This window comes from Nocardia sp. NPDC060249, assembly GCF_042728755.1.
GTDB lineage: Bacteria > Actinomycetota > Actinomycetes > Mycobacteriales > Mycobacteriaceae > Nocardia.
In genome coordinates this window covers 23,419-41,539 of the sequence record NZ_JBHXAQ010000010.1, presented here as the reverse complement: position 1 = coordinate 41,539, position 18,121 = coordinate 23,419, and the positions used below count along the sequence as shown (strand labels likewise).

General features: G+C 69.9%; 10 protein-coding genes. 2 read left to right on the top strand and 8 right to left on the bottom strand.

Going from position 1 to position 18,121, the window contains the following annotated elements; genetic code table 11:
• Positions 1-168: 168 nt before the first annotated feature.
• The 6 genes from ACFWFP_RS27280 to ACFWFP_RS27255 all read right to left on the bottom strand — a co-directional run bounded on the left by ACFWFP_RS27280 (position 169) and on the right by ACFWFP_RS27255 (position 9,410).
• The gene (locus tag ACFWFP_RS27280) at positions 169-1,911 is read right to left on the bottom strand and encodes a penicillin-binding transpeptidase domain-containing protein (protein WP_379299633.1); all 1,743 of its coding nucleotides are present in this window, start codon (positions 1,909-1,911) and stop codon (positions 169-171) included.
• Between the two features lie 67 nt (positions 1,912-1,978).
• On the bottom strand, positions 1,979-4,063 hold the full coding sequence (locus ACFWFP_RS27275) for an acyltransferase family protein (protein ID WP_379299632.1): 2,085 nt from the start codon (positions 4,061-4,063) through the stop codon (positions 1,979-1,981).
• Positions 4,064-4,147: 84 nt separating this feature from the next.
• Entirely contained in the window at positions 4,148-5,008 is an 861-nt protein-coding gene (locus ACFWFP_RS27270) for an arylamine N-acetyltransferase (protein WP_379299631.1), read from the bottom strand.
• 67 nt (positions 5,009-5,075) lie between these two features.
• Positions 5,076-6,068, bottom strand: coding sequence for an alpha/beta hydrolase family protein (locus ACFWFP_RS27265; protein WP_379299630.1), 993 nt, complete (start codon positions 6,066-6,068; stop codon positions 5,076-5,078).
• 148 nt (positions 6,069-6,216) lie between these two features.
• Positions 6,217-7,197 (bottom strand): TAXI family TRAP transporter solute-binding subunit, encoded by a 981-nt coding sequence (locus ACFWFP_RS27260; RefSeq protein WP_379299629.1) that lies wholly within the window; start codon positions 7,195-7,197, stop codon positions 6,217-6,219.
• A gap of 47 nt (positions 7,198-7,244) precedes the next feature.
• A complete protein-coding gene (locus ACFWFP_RS27255; protein ID WP_379299628.1) occupies positions 7,245-9,410 on the bottom strand; it encodes a TRAP transporter permease in 2,166 nt (721 codons plus the stop codon).
• A gap of 540 nt (positions 9,411-9,950) precedes the next feature.
• Here ACFWFP_RS27255 and ACFWFP_RS27250 point away from each other — a divergent pair.
• A complete protein-coding gene (locus ACFWFP_RS27250; protein ID WP_379299626.1) occupies positions 9,951-11,129 on the top strand; it encodes a winged helix DNA-binding domain-containing protein in 1,179 nt (392 codons plus the stop codon).
• A 141-nt stretch (positions 11,130-11,270) separates the two neighbouring features.
• The gene (locus tag ACFWFP_RS27245) at positions 11,271-15,068 is read left to right on the top strand and encodes a hypothetical protein (protein ID WP_379299624.1); all 3,798 of its coding nucleotides are present in this window, start codon (positions 11,271-11,273) and stop codon (positions 15,066-15,068) included.
• Between the two features lie 378 nt (positions 15,069-15,446).
• On the opposite strand, the gene nadC is transcribed toward ACFWFP_RS27245, so the two are convergent.
• Both nadC and ACFWFP_RS27235 read right to left on the bottom strand, forming a co-directional pair.
• Positions 15,447-16,307: a carboxylating nicotinate-nucleotide diphosphorylase gene (gene nadC, locus ACFWFP_RS27240; protein ID WP_379299622.1), complete on the bottom strand. Its 861-nt coding sequence runs from the start codon at positions 16,305-16,307 to the stop codon at positions 15,447-15,449.
• Between the two features lie 126 nt (positions 16,308-16,433).
• Positions 16,434-18,116, bottom strand: a complete 1,683-nt coding sequence (locus ACFWFP_RS27235; RefSeq protein ID WP_379299839.1) for an L-aspartate oxidase — start codon at positions 18,114-18,116, stop codon at positions 16,434-16,436.
• Positions 18,117-18,121: the final 5 nt, after the last annotated feature.

Below are 18,121 nucleotides of genomic sequence, written 5' to 3'. Positions count from 1 at the left end.
TGCTCCGCGATCTTCTGACCGGTATCGATGGCGCCTACTCCGAACCTTCTCGAAATTGTGACATCCCGCGTATTGACCATGGGTATGGTCCGCCGCCGAGTGTAGCTGGCTGGGTGATGACCGCGTGCGGCAGCGGGGGGATTGCTCGCCTGCGGGGGGAAAGACGACTCATGGTGTCACACGTAGCATCCGTCCCGCTGCCTCGACCGCCGGTCCGGAGCTGCCGGCGTCCGCGACGAACACCGCGAACGCCCGGTCGCCGTCGATGCCGACGAACCACCCGTGGGCGTGGGTGTCGTCGAGGTACTCAGCGGTACCGGTCTTGCCGAGCAGGCCGGGGATGTCCCGAAGGGCGGTGGCCGTTCCGGCGCTCACCGTCTCCCCCATCATGGTCTCTAGCTGCGACGTCACCGTCGCGGGCACGGGCGCCGAAGGCCGATCGGGGGTGCCGGGACGGCCCTTGATGATGCTCGGAACCGGCGCGGAACCGTGCGCGAGCGAGGCCGCGACGAGCGCCATTCCGAACGGCGACGCCGTCACCGTGCCCTGCCCGATGCTCGATTCGACCCGTTGCGCCGGATTTTCGGCGGGTGGAACTTTCCCTGTGACAGTCGTCAAGCCGGGTGTCACATAGTCCACCCCAAGACCCAGCTGCTGGGCGGCCGCGGTGAGTCCGTCGCCAGGCAATCTCACTCCCAACTCGGCCATCGTGGTGTTGCACGAGCGGGCGAACGCGGTGTGCAGAGGCACCATACCCAGGTCGAAGCCGTTGTCGTTGGGAATCGTGCGGCCCTCGATGGTGGCACGGCCGGGGCACGGCAGCACGGTGTCGGGCGTGAGCCCGCCCGCTTGCAGGGCCGCCGAGACCGTGACGGTCTTGAACGTGGAGCCCGGCGGGTAGAGCCCGGTGAGCGCGATCGGGCCCTGCGCGTCGGCGGGCGCGTTCTGGGCGACGGCCAGCACCTCCCCGGTCGAGGGGCGCAGCGCGACGATGGCGGCCGGTGTGGGGATCGGGGTGAGTGCGTCCTCGGCGGCGTGCTGTAGATCGATGTCGAGGGTGCTGGCGATGTCGGCGGTGGGCTTCGCGTCGGGTCCGGCGATGCGCTGGGTGCCGTCGGCGGTCTGCGCGCGGATCGCCCAGCCGGCGGCGGTGTCGGCCTGTTCCTGCCAGATCTCGGCCAATCCCCCGATGGTGGGACCGGCGAGGGTCTTGTCGACGGCGAGCAGCCGGGTCTGCGGCGCGAGCGTCACCCCGCGAACCCCCGTCAGCGCCTGCTGCACCGGCGCGATGTCGGCATCACGCAGCGCGACGGCCGTGATCGGTTTACCCTGTGCCGCAGCGAGATCCGTCCGCAGGGACGTCTCGGTGACGCCGTGCGGCGCGAGCAGTGCGGCGACGGCGGGCAGGTCGGCGTCGGGTGCGACGTTCACCAGCGTCACCACCTGCTGGGTCATCAGGTCACCGCCGGAGGCGTCGAGTACGCGGGCCGGTTTCGCCGCGACCGGGCTGTAGCTGAGCGCGCCGAGGTCGAGGCCGGGCGCGACGGTGCTCGGCTGCCAGGCGATCTTCCACTCGTCGTCACCGGTGGTGGTGCCGGCACTCGAGTACGTCCACGCGTTGCGGCCGTCGGGACCGAATTTCCAGGTGGATTCCAGCGTGAAGGATTTGTCGTCGGTGGACGACACCCGGACCGTGTCGTTCTTGCCGAGGTTCTCGAACAGCGCGGTCAGGACCGGGCGAGCCTGCTCCGGTGCGTCGGTGAGTGCGGCGGCGGCGGACGCGTCTCCGCTGGTGAGCGCGGCGGCGAAGGACTCGGCGACAGTTCGGGGCTGGTCGGGTCCGGAGGAGCAGGCCAGGGGCAGCGCAGCGAGCGCGACGAGCAGGACCGATGCCTTCCGTGGTGTGCGCACGGGTCCGAGACTAGCTCGATCCGTGGTGCCGGTGGGGTTGTCGTTTCTGCTGTGACGCGCCCGTCCGCTACCACCAGCCGGTGATCCCCCCGATCTGGCGGCCGAGTTCGGGGGCGAGCGAGCGCGCGTAGCTGGCGGTCAGGTGGTGCTCGTCGCGATAGATGAGCACATTGCCCTCGACCACCCGGCAGCGCTGCGGTCGGCAGACGGCGTCGGACAGGTCGAGCGGGTGGATGTTCGGGTAGCCGGCCGCCGGTTCCTGGGCGGGATCGTGCGGGTCGAGTACGTCGGCGCGATCGAGCCCGCAGCTGTCGGGGTCGCCGCGGTGGGCGAGGCAATCGGTGGCCCGGTAGAGGACACCGTCGCGGCGTAACCGTGGCGTGTCACGCAGGGCGAGCACATTGAGGCCGCGGTCCTGCAAGGCCGTCCACACCTCGAGGTATTCGCTGGGTACCTCGTCGCCCGCGCCGTTCTGCCGGTAGCGGGTGGACAGGGTCAGTACCCAGTTCGGGGGTTGCGCGGCCAGCCGATCGAGCACCTCGACCGACCATTCGTGACATTCGGGAAAGGGCCACTCGGCGTAGGACGGCTGATCGGCGAGGACGACCGGACAGCCTTCTTTGAGGTAGGAGACCACCCGGAACCCGTGTTCGAGGGCGAGTGGTTCCAGCGCGGGCAGCCAGTGCTCGGAGTGCGACCCACCGACCAGCGCGATCGAGCGGGCGGCGGTGGGGTCGCCGTAGGTGCAGACGCGGACTTCGCGATTGGGGGTGATGCAGCCGTCGGTGGTCGGCGGCGGGGTGTCGGCCTGTCCTTCGAAGACGGTGGGCCGCATGGGCTCCGGTGAGTATTCGGCACCGGAGAGCAACGCGGCGGCGCCCGGATAACGGTGGGTGTCCAGCGCCTGCGGCGGTACAGCGGGGTTGGCCACCAGCACCACCTGCCACCCCAGCGAGGCGATCAGGACCGCGACCGCCGTGGCGGTGACCAGGGCGCCGGTCAGCCCGCGGCGCTCGACCTCCTGGCCGCGCGGTGGCACCCGCAGGGGCGTCTCGATCAGACGGGTGGTCGCGTAGGCCAGGACCAGCGAGGCGCCGATCACCACCACACCGTCGACCACTCCGGCATTCGCCCGCCCGGTCTCGCCGAGGTAGAAGATCAGGATCGGCCAGTGCCACAGGTACAGCGGGTAGGCCAGCGCGCCGAGTTCGGTGCAGAAGCGTCCGGCCAGCAGACGATGCGGCCACGTCCGCGCGGCCACGCCGAACCCGGCGGCGATCACCAGACAGGCGGCCGCCACCGGCCACAGCGCCGCGACACCGGGGAACTGATTCGCGCCGTCGAACAGCGGGCCACACGACAGCACCATGGCCAGCCCGACGGCGGCCGCGAGCCCACGCAGCCGGTTCGGTATCCGCAGCCAAGGCGCCGCGACGGCCAGCATCGCCCCGGCCAGCAACTCCCAGCCGCGCGCGACACTGTCGTAATAGGTCCAGGCCTGGTGCTGCGCGGTGCCCGAGGCGGCGTACCAGAACGACAGCGACGCCAGCCCGGCAAGCACGATCAGCAAGGTGCGCCGCCCGGCCGAACCGCGCCTGCGTAACCAGGCCCACCCCGCCAGCAGCGCGAAGATCGCCAGGTAGAACTGCCCCTGCACCGACATCGACCACAGGTGCTGGAGCGGACTCACCGACGGATCGGGCGAGAGATAGTCGAGCTCGGCGGTGGCCAGATACCAGTTCTGGCCGTAGAACATCGACGCCAACGTCTGCGCCGCGGCTTCGCCCAGCTGGGTATACGGCCGCAACACCACGGTGGCGAGCAGAATCGCCGCTGACACCACGACCAGCGACGGCATCAACCTGCGCACGGTCCGTCGGGCCGTCTCCGCCGCGGACACCCCGCCGCGCCGCTCCACCCCGCGCACCACGGCGCCGGTGAAGAAGAACCCCGACAGCACCAGAAAGACATCGACTCCGCCGGATACGCGGCCCGCCCACACATGGAACGCCACCACCAGCGCGATCGCTACCCCGCGCAGCCCGTCCAGGTCCCGGCGCCGTTCGACGGTGCCGCGGACCGCCACCCCCGGCACAACCGGCGATGCGGTCCGGACATTCGGCACCAACGACCCCACAGAATCGGCCCCCACAAAGGAATTGTTTCCCGGCAAGTAACCATCAATTTGCCGTAGCGCCACTCAGGAAGCAAACCGCCGTGCCGTGTGGGGAGGGTGTTATCCGGTTCGCCAGGGTGTGGTCAGCAGGGTGGCGGCGTCGGTTTCGTCGAGGTCGATATCGAACACTTTCGCCAGCACCTCGGCCAGCTCGGTGGGATCGACATCGCGCGAAGTGGCGGTGCCGTCGGGGTATTCCGAGCTCAGGGTCAGGTCGTCGAGCACGTGGTGGACGTCGGGCAGGAACCGCTGGAGGAAGGGTCGCGTGGTGAACGGCGACCGTGGCGAGGTCGACACGAAGTGGTTGCCGACCGCGTAGTCGATGCGGAACTGCGGGTTCTCGGTGAAGGTGTAGCGGTCGATCCAGCCGTCGCGGCTGAACTGGAACAGCACCCACAGGTCACCGGATCGGCGTTCCAGCCGGTAGCGCCAGTCGCCGAGCGCGAATTCGCCTCTGCTGTCGACCAGTTCGAACGGCTCGAGGGGACCGAATCCGAAACCGACATCGCAGATCCAGACGCGATCGTCGTCAGGTGTGGTCACGCGCAGCAGAGCATGGGTCGCGGGTCGCAGGGCGCCGGTGTCGGCCACACCGTAGGTGACCCGGCCGCTGAGCCCCGCGACCCCGAATCCGAACCGTTCGAGCGCGGCGGCGAAGATCCCGGCATTCTCGTAGCAGTAGCCGCCACGGCTTCGACGGATCAGCTTGTCCTGCAAGGAATTCAGATCCAGCGGGATGCCGCGACCGAGGATGATCTCCAGATTCTCGAACGGGATGGTGGTCGTGTGGGCGCGGACCAGGGCGCGCAAGGTGTCGACCGATGCCGTGCGTGGCCCGTCGTAGCCGATCCTGGACAGATAGGCGTCCAGATCGAGCTCGCCACCCTGCCAGCCGTGATCGTCGGGCACTACGTCGGTCATCGCATCCTCGTTCCGGTCGGTGTCTCCTCGCACAACCGCGGTTCGCCGAACCTTGTTCCCGCGGGTCTCAGGCCGCGCACTTCGCGCCCGCGGGGGCCGGGGGCGCGGTGACCGCGCCGTGTTCGACATCGATGACATAGTCGATGACCTGCGGCGCGAGCGGCTCGGTCCCCGCGAGCAGCCGCAACACCACACACCCGCCTTCGAACAGCGCGGGTCCGACCGAGTGATCGCCCGGGACGATCGCGCCGGTCAGGTCGCGGCCGCTGACCACGGTGTAGAAGGAGAACGGTGCGCCCGCCGCGGTCAGCGCCGCGCGCAGTTCCACACTGGTCGCGAAGGGCACGATGGCGTCGGCGGTGCCGTGGATCAGGAAGGCCCTGCGCATGGTCAACCGGTCGGCGAGCAGCGCGGGCGAGCGCTCGATGTAGGCGAGCGGGCAGATCATCGGCACGCAGCCGCCCGCGTCCCGTTCGATCTGGCGCGGCAGCGCGGGATCCACCGAGCCCGCGGCCGCCCACATGGTGAAATCGTCGGAGGGACCGTAGTTGTCGACCCAGTAGTCGAACAGTCCCGGCGGCCCGTGTGCCACCGCGAGCCCGCTGGTGATGCCGCCCTGACTCCACCCCCACAGGACGGTGGACGCGATAGCGGGATGCTCGCCGCGATACCACTGCGTGGCCGCCACCAGGTCGTGCCAGCCCGCCCACAGATTCCAGTCGCCGGTGCGCCACGGTCCGTCGGCGCTGCGCAGATCCATGAGCAGAATCGGCGACCCGCCCGTGCGCGCGAGCGCGGACATGTACGGGGCGAAATCGGCCGACGACCCGCCGTGCCCGTGCACAGCGACCACCAGTTTCGTCGCCGGGATATCGCCGGGGACACACCGATACGGCTCGTATACGCGCCCCGTCGCCCGCTCGCCGTCCACGGTGATCGCGACCTGCCGCAGGTCGACGCCCGGCGCGCACGGCGGTTGCCCGTGCAGGGTGGGTCCGACCGCGGCCGACAGCGCGACCAGCAGCGCGCACACCGCCACAACGACCCCGGCCCGCCTCATGTCGTGATTGTCCGCCACCGGTGCACGGGGGTCCAGCACATCGTCGCGCGTTGCCGCACCGACACGACACGGTCCCCGCCCCCACGATGCCTGGGGTTGCGGGGACCGCCGGAACGCCCGTGTCGGCATGGATCCGTTCGAGGTGACGTCAGCGCAGTGCGACCTCCGACCCGCGATGCAACAGCACCGGCGCCGTCTTGCTCGCGGTGTCGGCGTTGATCCCCTTGGCGGCCGGATTCGCTTGCTCCAGTTGGGGTTTGCGATCCAGCAACGTCTCGGTGAGCACGCAGGCCAGGTTCGCGTCGAGGTCATCGCGCACCACGAGCAGGTTGGGCACCACGATGGTCGGCGCGTCGGCGGGCAGGCCGTAGGTAGCCGCGGGGATGGTGCCCGTCTCGTAGACCGGGTTGATCTCCTTCAGTTTCGGCAGCACCCCGGTGATGTCGAGAAAGCGGACCTTGTCCTTGGCAGTGGTGAACAGGTCGGTGATGCCCGGCGTGGGCAGGCCACCGGACCAGAACATCGCGTCGATGGAGCCGTCCTTCAGACCGTCGACAGTCTTGGTCAGGTCGAGGCGCTGGGCGGCCACGTCGCTGTCGGGATCGAGGCCCGCGGCTCGCAGCACGCGCTGGGCGATCACCTCGGTACCCGATTTGGGCGAGCCGGTGGAGACCCGTTTGCCACGCAGGTCGGCGAGGGAGTTGATGCCGGCGTCGGTGCGCACGATGACCTGGGTGTAGTTGTCGTAGAGCCGGGCCAGTGCGCGGATCGGCTGCGCGCTGGTGAAACTGCCCGTGCCGGCGACCGCGTCGGCCGCGGAGTCGGCGAGCGAGAAGCCGACCTGATAGGTGCCGCCGACCACCTGCTGGATGTTCTGCACGGAGGCGCCGGTCTCGGCCGCGGTGGCCTTCACGGTGCCGCCGGTAGCGGCCGAGATCTGTTCGGCGTAGGCGTTGCCCAGCGCGAAGTACACGCCGGTCGCGTTGCCGGTGGCGATGCCGATCCTGGTGTCCTGCTTCACTTCACAGGTCACCTCGCCGCCCGCGTCGGCGGTCGGGGTGTCCTGTCGGCCACCACAGCCGGTGAGTAGCGCGGCGGCCGCGACCACGGCGACAATTGTTCTGACCATGAGGTCCCCTTCCGTCGACGGCCAGGCCGCCTGCCGATTCCCGCGGATCACGCTGTGTCCGTGGATGTTCTGTTCGCCCGGTCGATCAGGCCCGCCGGCACGGCGACGACCAGCACGCCGAGCCCGATCCCGGTGGCGACCGGATTCGGGTACAGCAGGATCAGGCCCGCGGCGGCGGCGATGACGCGCGGGATCGGGCCGATCGCGCCGATTCCGAACAGCCAGCCGCCGGTGGCCGCCGCCAGCGCCGCGACGCCGACGCAGGCCGCCGCGCTGACCCACAGCACGTCGAGCACCGCGCCGACTCCGAGCAGGTGCTGCCCGGAGTCGGTGAGCACGAACATCAGCGGCACCAGGAACGCGGGCAGCGCGTACCGCAGGGCGTGCCACATCGTCGGCATGGCCTTCGCGCCGGTCACCGCGGCCGCGCCGACGGCGGCCAGCGCGGTCGGCGGCGTCACCTCCGAGAGCACCGAGAAGTAGAAGACGAACATGGCGGCGGCGGGTGCGGCGACGTGCAGGTCGAGCAGCGCGGGCCCGATGATCACCCAGCCGATGACGAACGACGCCGTCACCGGGACCGCCAGACCCAGCAGCGACAACGCGATGGCCGCCAGCACCGCGGTGGTCGCCAGCACCACGGCGGGATCGTCGGACAGTACCGACCCGGCCTTGACCAGCAGCGCGGCCAGTTGCGCACCGAGTCCGGTCTTGGTGGTCATCGCGGTGATCACGCCCGCCGCCGCACACACCGCGACCACCGGCAGCGCCGAACGCATTCCGTACGACAGCGAGCGCAAGGCTTCGATCACGAACTGCCCCACGCTCTTCCGTGTCCAGCGACGCCCCTCCGGTCTCGCCGAGCCGCCCTCGGCTGACTTCGTCTCGCGCTGTCCGGCAGGTGTTGCAGTGGGGTCGGTGGCCACCGTCGAGGCCCCCTCGGTCGCCGCGGCACTGCGCAGCATCCGGTCCGGGATCGCGAGCAGCAACGCGAGCGCCGTCGCGTAGACCACCGCGCGGGTCGCGCTCACCCCGGCCAGCAAGAGCACGACGATCACGATCAGCGATGAGAAGTGATATCCGAAGCGCCCCAGCAGCTTCCACCACGGCGTCGGCAGCCGGCCGTCGGCCAGATCCGCTGGCGCTCGTCCGTCCGCGTGGATCCGGCGCGCGTCGATCTCGACCGACAGCAGGATGCCCAGGTAGTACAGCAGCGTCGGGATCAGCGCCCACCCCAGCACCGTCACATACGACACGTCGAGATATTCGGCGACGATGAACGCCGCCACGCCCAGCGTGGGCGGCGACAGAATCGCACCGACACCCGCCGCCGCGAGCATCCCGCCCGCCTGTTCGGGCCGGTAGCCTGCCTTGCGCAGAATCGGCCACGTCACCGCGCCGGTGCTCACCGCGGTCGCGGTCCCCGACCCCGAGACCGTCCCGAGCAGAAATCCCGACGCCACCGCGGTGCGTCCCGCCGCGCTGTGCGAGCGACGGAACAGCGACACCGACAGATCGACGAAGAACCGTGCCGCGCCGGAGAATTCGAGTACGGCCCCGTAGAGCGTGAACAACACGATGTAGCTGGCGGCGACGTCGAGGGGCGTGCCGTAGAAGCCGCTGCCGGAGTTGTAGAGCGCGTCGACGATCTGATCGACGTCGAGTCCCGCGTGCGCGATCGACCAATCCTGTGGCAGCAGACCGCCGTAGTACCCGTACCCGAGGAACACCAGACACACCACCGGCAAGATCACCCCGGTGGTGCGTCTGCACGCCTCGAGCACGAGCACCAGCAGCAACCCGCCCATCACGACGTCGAGCGGCGCGAGCATCCCTTGCCGATCGAGAAACGCGTCGTATCCCCCACCCGCGTCACCGATTCGCATCGGCAGCACCGGATACAGACACACCACCAGGGTGATCGCGGCCAGCACCCAGTCGAGCACGGATGGCCCGTCGGCCCGATCGAGCGGACCCCACCACGACCGATAGCTCAGGTACACCAACGGCAGCGCGACGGCCAGAAAGATCACCAGGTAGTACTGACTGCCCTGCGCCAACGGCCGGAACACCTGCCACACCGACAGCAGCGCGAGCCCGAGCGCCACGACACCGACCAGCCGGCCGGGAAACCCGGAGAGCACCCGCGCGGGCCGCTCCTCGTCGTCCACCCCCAGATCAGCCGCAGTGACAACCGGTGGCGCTGCGTTCATGAGCGGACGATAGCAACGAGATTCCCGCCCGGTGACGAAATCGGCAACCGGGCAGTCTGTACAAAATGGACACTACGCACAGGTGTCGTTCACCCCTGCGCTGTCCTCGAGATCCGGTCCGAACCGGCGTGGATACTGTCATGGTGGCTGTGATGCGACGAATCGTCGTGGTGGGAACATCGGGGTCGGGCAAAAGCACGCTGGCCCGGCGGATCTCGCACCGGCTCGACATCCCGCACATCGAACTCGACGCGATCCACCATCAGCCGAACTGGACACCGATGGCCGCACCCGAATTCCAGGCCGCGGTGGCCGAGCGGATCGCCGCAGATGCCTGGGTGGTCGACGGCGGCTATCGAAGCAAACTCGGTGATCTGTCCGGAATCTCACCTGCGTCCGGCGGGGCTCCCATCGCGAGGCCGCCGCGTTCCTCGACGGTCTCGGCTGCGCGCCGCCGCCGAAGTAGCTCGCTTCGGCCATCACTGTCCACCCGATCGGGTGTGCGCGGCGATTGTCGGTGCCCCCGCCTACGATCCGCTCATGCTCTCGATCGATACCGCGCAGCGACGCGCCCGAGTGGCCACCAGGCATCGCCTCGCGCCGTCGGCCCGCTCGAACGACCCCGTGGACATCGCCCGTTCGATGGTGGTTCTGCACGCCACCGATCCGGCGACGGTGTACCTGTCGGTCGGCGCTCGGGGCATCGATCTCACTCCCGCCCATGTCGAGAAGGCGCTCTACGACGACCGGGCCCTGATTCGCATGCTGGCCATGCGCCGCACGATGTTCGTCGCGCCGACCGAGTTGCTCCCGGTCCTGCAGGCATCCACCTGCGATGCGCTGGCCCACAAGCAACGGCGCACCTACGGTCGCTATATCGAGCAGGCGGGCGTCGTCGACAGTGACGTTTCGACATGGCTCGCCGACGTCGAGGCCGAGACCCACGCGGCGCTGCTGACCCGCGGCGCGGCAACCGGCGTTCAGCTGAGCAAGGACGTGCCGCGTCTGCGCACCCAGATCGACGCCGCCCCCGGAAAGTCCTATTCCAAGCCGACCAGCATCACCACCTGGGTGCTGGTGGTGCTCGGCGCCGAGGGCCGCATAGTGCGTGGCCGCCCGAACGGCAGCTGGACCAGTAGCCAGTACACCTGGGCCCCCGTGGAAACCTGGCTGCCCCAGGGGTTTTCACCGCTGCCGGCTGCCGAGGCTCGCGTCGAACTGGTCCGTCAGTGGTTGTACACGTTCGGCCCGGCCCCGATCACCGACCTGAAATGGTGGACCGGCTGGACCCTCGGCGAAGTCCGAAAAGCCCTGGCCGAACTCGACACCGTCGAGGTGGACCTCGACGGCACCCCCGGTCTGATCCTCGCCGACGACCTCGCCCCCGTCCCCACCCCCGAGCCCTGGGCGGCGCTGCTGCCCGCCCTCGACCCCACCCCCATGGGCTGGCAATCCCGGGACTGGTTCCTCGGCCCCCACGCCCCCGCCCTGTTCGACTCCAACGGCAATATCGGCCCCTCCCTCTGGGCCGACGGCCGCATAGTAGGCGGCTGGGCCCAACGCCCCGACGGCGAAGTGGTCACCCGCCTCCTCGAAGAGGTGGACCCCGCCACCCAGAAGCTGATCGACGCCGAAATAGACCGCACCACAACCTGGTTCGGCGATATTCGAGCCATCCCCCGCTTCCGCACCCCCCTGCAACGCGAACTCACCGCTTGACGGCAACAACAACGCGCCTTCCGCGTCTGAAATCGGGTCGATCCAGCACCGTTCACTGTGACGGCCACTACGTACCGCCCGCTCCAGCAAATCCGTAGCATCGAACTGGTGTTGTGGCGTTTCAAACGGGAGTGAGCAGCGGTGAGCATCATCCGTGCCGATCTGGCGCATCGGCTCGAGCTGCTCTACACCGCCGCCGGGGCGCCGCCGTTGAAGGCGGTCAGCGCCCGCGCGACCCGGGAGATCCGCGCGCGTAATCCGCGCGCCCGCGAGGTCAGCGCCCAGCGGATCTCCGACTGGCGGCTCGGGAAGAGCGTGCCGGCGAAGTTCGACGGCCTGTCCGCGGTGCTGAGCGTGCTCGTGCCCGCGGCCCGCCTGAACCGGCCCGAACCCGAGCTGCCCGGACTCTATTCGACAACCGCATGGCGCAAGCTGTGGTCACGCGCGCAGCAGGAACCCTCCGGCAACCGGACGGCGACATCGACGATCTGCCCCTATCCGGGTCTGGCCGCGCTGACCATCAGCGACGCCGAGTACTTCGCGGGACGAGACCACCAGATCGAGGCGATGCGGTCGTGGTTCGCCGAGAACCTCGGAACCGGCGAGCCGCTGATACTCGTCGGCGACTCCGGGGTCGGGAAGTCGTCGCTGCTGCAGGCCGGGTTCGCCGCCCGGATCCGGGACGAGTTCGACGTGCTGCTGGTGACACCCGCCTCGGTACCCGCCGGCGAACTCGAATCCTGGGCGCACGAGCGGGCCGCCGAGAGGCCGTATGTGCTGGTCGTCGACCAGTGCGAGGAACTGTTCCTGCCACCCTTCGACGACCGGGCCGCCGAGCGCTACCTGGAGATTCTGCGCGCGATCACCGTCCCCGGACCGGTGCGGCCAGGGCGGTGCGCGAGCGTGGTCATGGCACTGCGCGCCGACTTCTATACCCACGCATCCCGTCATCCCGCGCTGGCGACCCTGCTGGAAAACCATCAGATGGTGCTCGGTCCGCCGACGGCGCAGGCGCTGACCGCGGCCATCGTGGAACCGGCCGAGAAGGAGGGGCTCGGCATCGGCGACGGACTCGTGGAGTTGATGCTGGCCGACCTCGGCGTCCGCGGCAGCGACACCGCGATTCGCGCGGGTACCTTCCCCCTGCTCGCCCACGCGCTGCGCAGTACCTGGCAGTTCCGCGACGGCAATGTGCTGTCGGTGCGCGCCTACGAACAGGCGGGCGGGGTACGCGGTGCCATCGCCGCCAGCGCCGAACAGCGGTGGGAGTCCTTCGATCCGCAGGAGCGCGAGACCGCGCGCACCATCCTGTTGCACCTGGTCATGCCCGTGCCTGACGGGACGGCGGTGGGACGGCACGTCGATCGCGACGCCCTCGTCCGCCGATGTGCCGATCCGGCGTCGGCTGCCCGCGTACTGACCGCGCTGGCCGAGGCCAGGATCATCACCCAGGACGCCTACGGCACCTCGCTGGCTCACGACGCGGTGATCGGGGCCTGGCCGCGATTGGCCGAATGGATCGACGAGGACCGTGAAGACGCGATCATCCGGCATCGGCTGCAGACCGATGTCGAGGAATGGGCGGACTCGGGCCGGGACCGGTCACTGCTCTACCGGGGCAGTCGGCTGACGATGGCGAGGGAGTTGCGCACCCGCACACCGCACGCCCTGTCGCCGCAGGGCAACGAATTCCTCGACGCGGCCACGGCCGTCCGGCGACGGCAGACGGTGGCCACCCGCGCGCTGGTGCTGGTGCTGGTCGTCGGGGCGCTGGTCACCTCGGCGCTGGCGGTGGTGTCGATGCGCCAGAGTCAGCGAGCCGAGCGCGAACGCGCCGACGCGCAGTACGGCGCGCTGCTCGCGGCATCCGAGCGCGACCAAGCTACGGATTCGACCGAATCGGCCCAGCTCGCGGTGGTGTCGCAGGTCGAACGGCCGGGCGATCCGCGGGCACGCGGACTGCTGCTGGCCTCCCAGTCGTCCCCGCTGGCCGCGACGGTGCCCGCGCATCGAGGCGCGATCTACGGCTCCGCGCGATCGAGCACCGGGGTGGTGGCCTCGGCGGGATACGACAACACCGTGCGGCTGTGGCAGCGCAGTACCGAGCACGGCCTCGTTCCGGTCGGCGCGCCGCTGAGTACCGGATCGTGGGTCGCGTCGGTCGCCTTCTCCCCCGACGGCCGGACGGTGTACGCCGGTGGCGCCGCCGGTCGAGTGCATCGCTGGGACATCACCGATGCCGAGCATCCGGTGGACCGCCCCGATATCGACCTCGGTCACCGGGGCACTGTCTACGCGGTAGCGGTCCGCCCGGACGGCCGGTGGCTCGCGACGGCGGGCGACGACCGGACGGTCCGCCTGCACGATCTGGTCACCGGGACGACGCGAACGCTGACCGGCCATGACGCACCCGTCCGCACCGTGGCCTTCGCCCCGGACGGGAAAACCCTGGTCAGCGGCAGCGACGACCGCACCGCCCGGGTCTGGGACGTCACCGATCCCGACCGGGCGAGTCCGCTCGGCGCGCCACTGACCGGACAGGCGCTCACCGTGCACGCCGTCGCCTTCAGCCCGGACGGGACGACCTTGGCCACCGGCAGCGACGACCAGACCTTCCGGCTGTGGTCACTGCGCGATCGCCACCACATCGTCGCGACGAGCGCGGCGATCCCGGCGCATGCCGCCGCGGTGTGGTCGCTGGCGTTCTCCCCCGATGGCCGGACCCTGGCCAGCGCGGCCCGCGATGGGACGGCTGAACTGTGGAGCGTCACCGATCCGCGCGATCCCGTTCAGGTCGGGCAGCCGATGAACGGCAGTCGCGGCGCGCTCGCGACGGTCACCTTTCTCGACGACGAGACCGTCCTCACCGGCGGTCAGGCGGGAAACCTGCAGGTCTGGACGCTGTCGTCGGCCGTGGTCACCGGGCACACCCGACTGGTCCAGGCGCCGAGCTATGACGCGTCCGGGCAGCTGATGGCCACCGGGTCGTGGGATGGGCAGGTGTTGCTGTGGGACACCACCGGCGCGACGCCGCGACCACTGTCGACGGTGCTGCCGCTCGCCGACGACGTGCGTGTCGAGAACGTCGCTCTTGCGCCGGACGGCCGGACCCTGGCGGTGACCTTCCTGGACACCGGCGATGTCGCCCTGTTCGACACGAGCGACCCTGCCGCACCCCGTGCCCTGACCACCCTGCCGATTCCCCGCGCCCGCTATGCCCACGAACTGGCCTTCGCACCGGACTCGCGACTGCTGGTCACCGCCTACGACGATGTCAGCCTGCAGGTGTGGGACCTCGCCGATCGCGACCACCCGATGGCCCGCCCCGAGCCGTTGACCGGGCCGGGGGGCTGGGTGAACGCGGCGCTGTTCGCCCCCGACGGGTCGGCGGTGTACGCGGCGTCGGCCGACCGCCGCGTCCATCGGTGGGATCTCGACGGCGGCACCCGGTCCTCGACGGTGGTCGCCGAGAACGGCGGCTCGGTGAACGCGCTGTCGATCAGCGCCGACGGCACGCTGCTGGCCACCGCGGGCGACGACCAGATCGTGCGCATCCTGGGCATCTCCGGAGACCACCTCGACACCCTGGCCGAGATCGGTGGACACGCGAGCACCATCCGCTCGGTGAGTTTCGATCCGACCTCCCACCTGTTGGCCACCGGCGCCGACGATCAGACCGTTCGGCTCTGGTCGGTCGAGGATTCCCGCGCGCCCCACGCCGTCGGCGGCTCCCTCGCTCCGCCCGGGATCGTGCGCTGGCGGGTGGCGTTCAGCCCGCGGGGCATGCTCGGCGCCGGCGGCGAAGACGCCGTGTTGCGGTGGTGGCAGACCGACGCCGCGGCGGCGGCTGAACGGGTGTGCACCGCGAGCCGCGGGACCGAGGTAGACGCGGAACTGCCGCGGTGGAACGCCGAGTTCGCCGGGGCCTGCGCACCCTGATCCGTCCGGAACGGAAGGTCGATTTTCCCCGATCTACCTGCGAAAACACCGATACCGAGCGGACACCGGATGGCCTCCGGGTGCCACTGTGGTGTTGCGCCGATCGAAGCGCATCTCCACAAGAACACCGAACGACAGGATCACCATCATGCTTTCCGGACTCACTCAGCTGTTCAACAACATCTACGCATTCGGCGGCGACTTCTTCAGCATCGCTATCAACCTGGGTCTCTGAGGAATCCGGTTCACCCCGAAGCCCGCATGCCGAGCCCTCCTCCTAGGCATGCGGGCTTTCCGCATGTTCGCGATCAGCGGGCCGAGGTCAACGCGCAGATCGGAGGCCGGGCACGTCTGCGTCGACGACGGTTCGACGCGACCTCACATGTCCAGGCCGAGATCGAGTACGCGGACCGAGTGGGTGAGGGCGCCGATGGCGAGGTAGTCGACACCGGTGCCCGCGTATTCGGCGGCCTGTTCCAGCGACAGCCCACCGGAGGACTCGAGCTTCGTGGCGGGAGCTGCCGCATCGCGGCGCTGGACGGCGGCCTGGGTCTGCCAGAGCGGGAAATTGTCCAGCAGGACCAGTTCGACGTTTTCGGCCAGGACAGCGTCGAGCTGTTCGAGGCTGTCGACCTCGACCTCGCAGGCGATGTCGGGTGCCAACGCGCGGACCGCGCGCAGGGCGTTGACGACCGAACCCGCGGCCACCACGTGGTTGTCCTTGATGAGGGCGGCATCGCCCAGCCCCATGCGGTGGTTGACGCCGCCGCCGACGCGGACCGCGTACTTCTGCAGGGCGCGCAGGCCGGGCAGCGTCTTGCGGCTGTCGCGGATCTCGCACTCGGTGCCGTCGACCGCGTCGACCCAGGCGGCGGTGGCGGTGGCGATACCGGACAGGTGACACACCAGGTTGAGCATGGTTCGTTCGGCGGTGAGCAGGCCGCGGGTGGGGGCGACGATGCTCAGCACCGAGGTGCCCGGCTCCACCCGGGTGCCGTCGGCGACCCGCGCGGTGATCTCGTAGGTGCCCGCGCCGAGCACCTCGTCGAGCACGAGCAGCCCGACGTCGAGGCCCGCGACGGTGCCGTGCTGGCGCGAGACCACCGAAGCCTTGCTCACCGCCTCGGCGGGGACGGTGGCGACCGTGGTGACATCGGGGCCGTATCGCAGGTCCTCGTCGAGGGCGGTCCGGATCAGCGTCAGCAGCTCATCACGGTCGAGGGTGGCATCCAGTGCCATCACTGCACTCCTGTTCTCGGGCGACTGTGCGCCGCGTCGATCGGCGCAGACTTCGTCTTCGCCGGAATTGGCTGAACAACAGCAGGTTTCGGTCTCAGCTGAATCATGCGGTCGATGGATCATCGACTACCCGCACCGCACTCCTGCCGGCACCGGCTCGGAACCGACAGCCACGGACGACAGTTCCAGACCACCGTGCGCGTCGAGACGAATAGCGGTGCTGTGCTGCTGCCGCTCGACAGTCTCCGGATACTCCGACCGCGTGTGGCACCCGCGACTCTCGGTCCGGCGGGCCGCCGCCCGCAACAGCGCCCGCGCTGTCACCGTGAGCGCCGCGTCTTCGATCCGCCGCAGGTGCTGCGCCGCGTCCACCGATTCCGGCTCTGCCGAGTCCTGTTCCGCAACGCCGACCGACCGAGCCGCGTCAGCGACGCCCCGACCGAGCACTTCCGCACCCGCACCGAGCACCGGCACCGTCGACGTCCCGGCCTCGATGCGCCTCAGCGCCTCGGTGAGGCCGACACCGTCGCGTACGACAGAGGCATGCTCGGTCATCGCCTGCTGCACCACCGAACGATCAGCGAATTCCAGTGTCCACGGCGCGATCTCGTCGACCCGCGCCCGAACACCGACCCGCTCCACCGCCGCCGCACCGGCCCGTTCACCGACCACAAGTCCCTCCAACAAGCTGTTGGAGGCCAAACGGTTGGCACCGTGCAGCCCGGTCCTGGCGACCTCGCCCGCCGCGTAGAGCCCGGCGACACCGGTGCGCCCCTGCGTATCGGTGAGAACGCCACCGCACTGATAGTGCGCGGCGGGCGCGACCGGAATCAGTTGCGCCGTAGGGTCGATTCCCGCCGCCAGGCACGAGGCGGTGATCGTCGGGAACCGCTGGGCGAATCCCTCGATGGCACGTGCGTCGAGGAAGACATGATCGCAACCGAGCGTCCGCATCCGCTGCGCGATGGCCCGCGACACCACGTCACGCGGCGCCAGGTCACCGCGCGGATGCACGCTGGCGGTCACCGAGTTCCCGTGGGAATCAACGAGTATCGCGCCTTCGCCACGAACCGCCTCGCTGATCAACGGCCGCCTGCCAACCCCGCCGGGTGTGTAGAGCACCGTCGGATGGAACTGCACGAATTCGAGATCGGCCACCGCGGCCCCGGCCCACAAGGCCAGCGCCACACCGTCCGCGGTCGCGCCGGGCGGATTGGTACTCAGCGCGTAGAGCTGCCCGAGCCCACCGGTGGCCAGTAGCACCGAGGGCGTATGGACGACGCCGAAACCGTTGTCCGACACCGCGACAACGCCCTGCACACCGTCGGTCCCGGTCACCACGCGCAGCGCGGCGGCGCCGAACAGCACCGGCAGCCCCGCGGCGTTCAGCGCACGCTGTACCTCGGCGCCGGTAGCGTCCCCACCGGCATGAATGATGCGACGCGTGCTGTGCCCACCCTCGCGGGTGCGCGAGATCTGCCCGTCGCGACCGAGGTCGAAGACCGCGCCGAGGTCGGTCAGCGCGGCAACCGCGGCCTGCCCGCCCTCGACGATCGAGCGCACCGCGCCGACCTCACACAGGCCCACCCCGGCCTCGACCGTGTCACGCACGTGCGAATCGACCGAATCACCCCGTGGCGCGACGACAGCGATGCCACCCTGCGCGTACTGCGTCGACGTATCGGTCGGGCCACCTTTGCTGAGAATGAGCACCCGCAGCCCACGCAGCGAGGCCGTGCGCGCCGCGGTGAGACCGGCGACCCCACCGCCGATGACCACCAGGTCGACCTCGGCCTCCCAGGAAACCATCATGG

Bases quoted from the DNA above. Each gene is read 5' to 3' on its own strand.
- ACFWFP_RS27260 (WP_379299629.1), bottom strand. From the start codon at position 7,197: ATGGTCAGAACAATTGTCGCCGTGGTCGCGGCCGCCGCGCTACTCACC.
- ACFWFP_RS27235 (WP_379299839.1), bottom strand. From the start codon at position 18,116: ATGGTTTCCTGGGAGGCCGAGGTCGACCTGGTGGTCATCGGCGGTGGG.
- ACFWFP_RS27250 (WP_379299626.1), top strand. From the start codon at position 9,951: ATGCTCTCGATCGATACCGCGCAGCGACGCGCCCGAGTGGCCACCAGG.
- ACFWFP_RS27255 (WP_379299628.1), bottom strand. From the start codon at position 9,410: ATGAACGCAGCGCCACCGGTTGTCACTGCGGCTGATCTGGGGGTGGAC.
- ACFWFP_RS27270 (WP_379299631.1), bottom strand. From the start codon at position 5,008: ATGACCGACGTAGTGCCCGACGATCACGGCTGGCAGGGTGGCGAGCTC.
- nadC (WP_379299622.1), bottom strand. From the start codon at position 16,307: ATGGCACTGGATGCCACCCTCGACCGTGATGAGCTGCTGACGCTGATC.
- ACFWFP_RS27265 (WP_379299630.1), bottom strand. From the start codon at position 6,068: ATGAGGCGGGCCGGGGTCGTTGTGGCGGTGTGCGCGCTGCTGGTCGCG.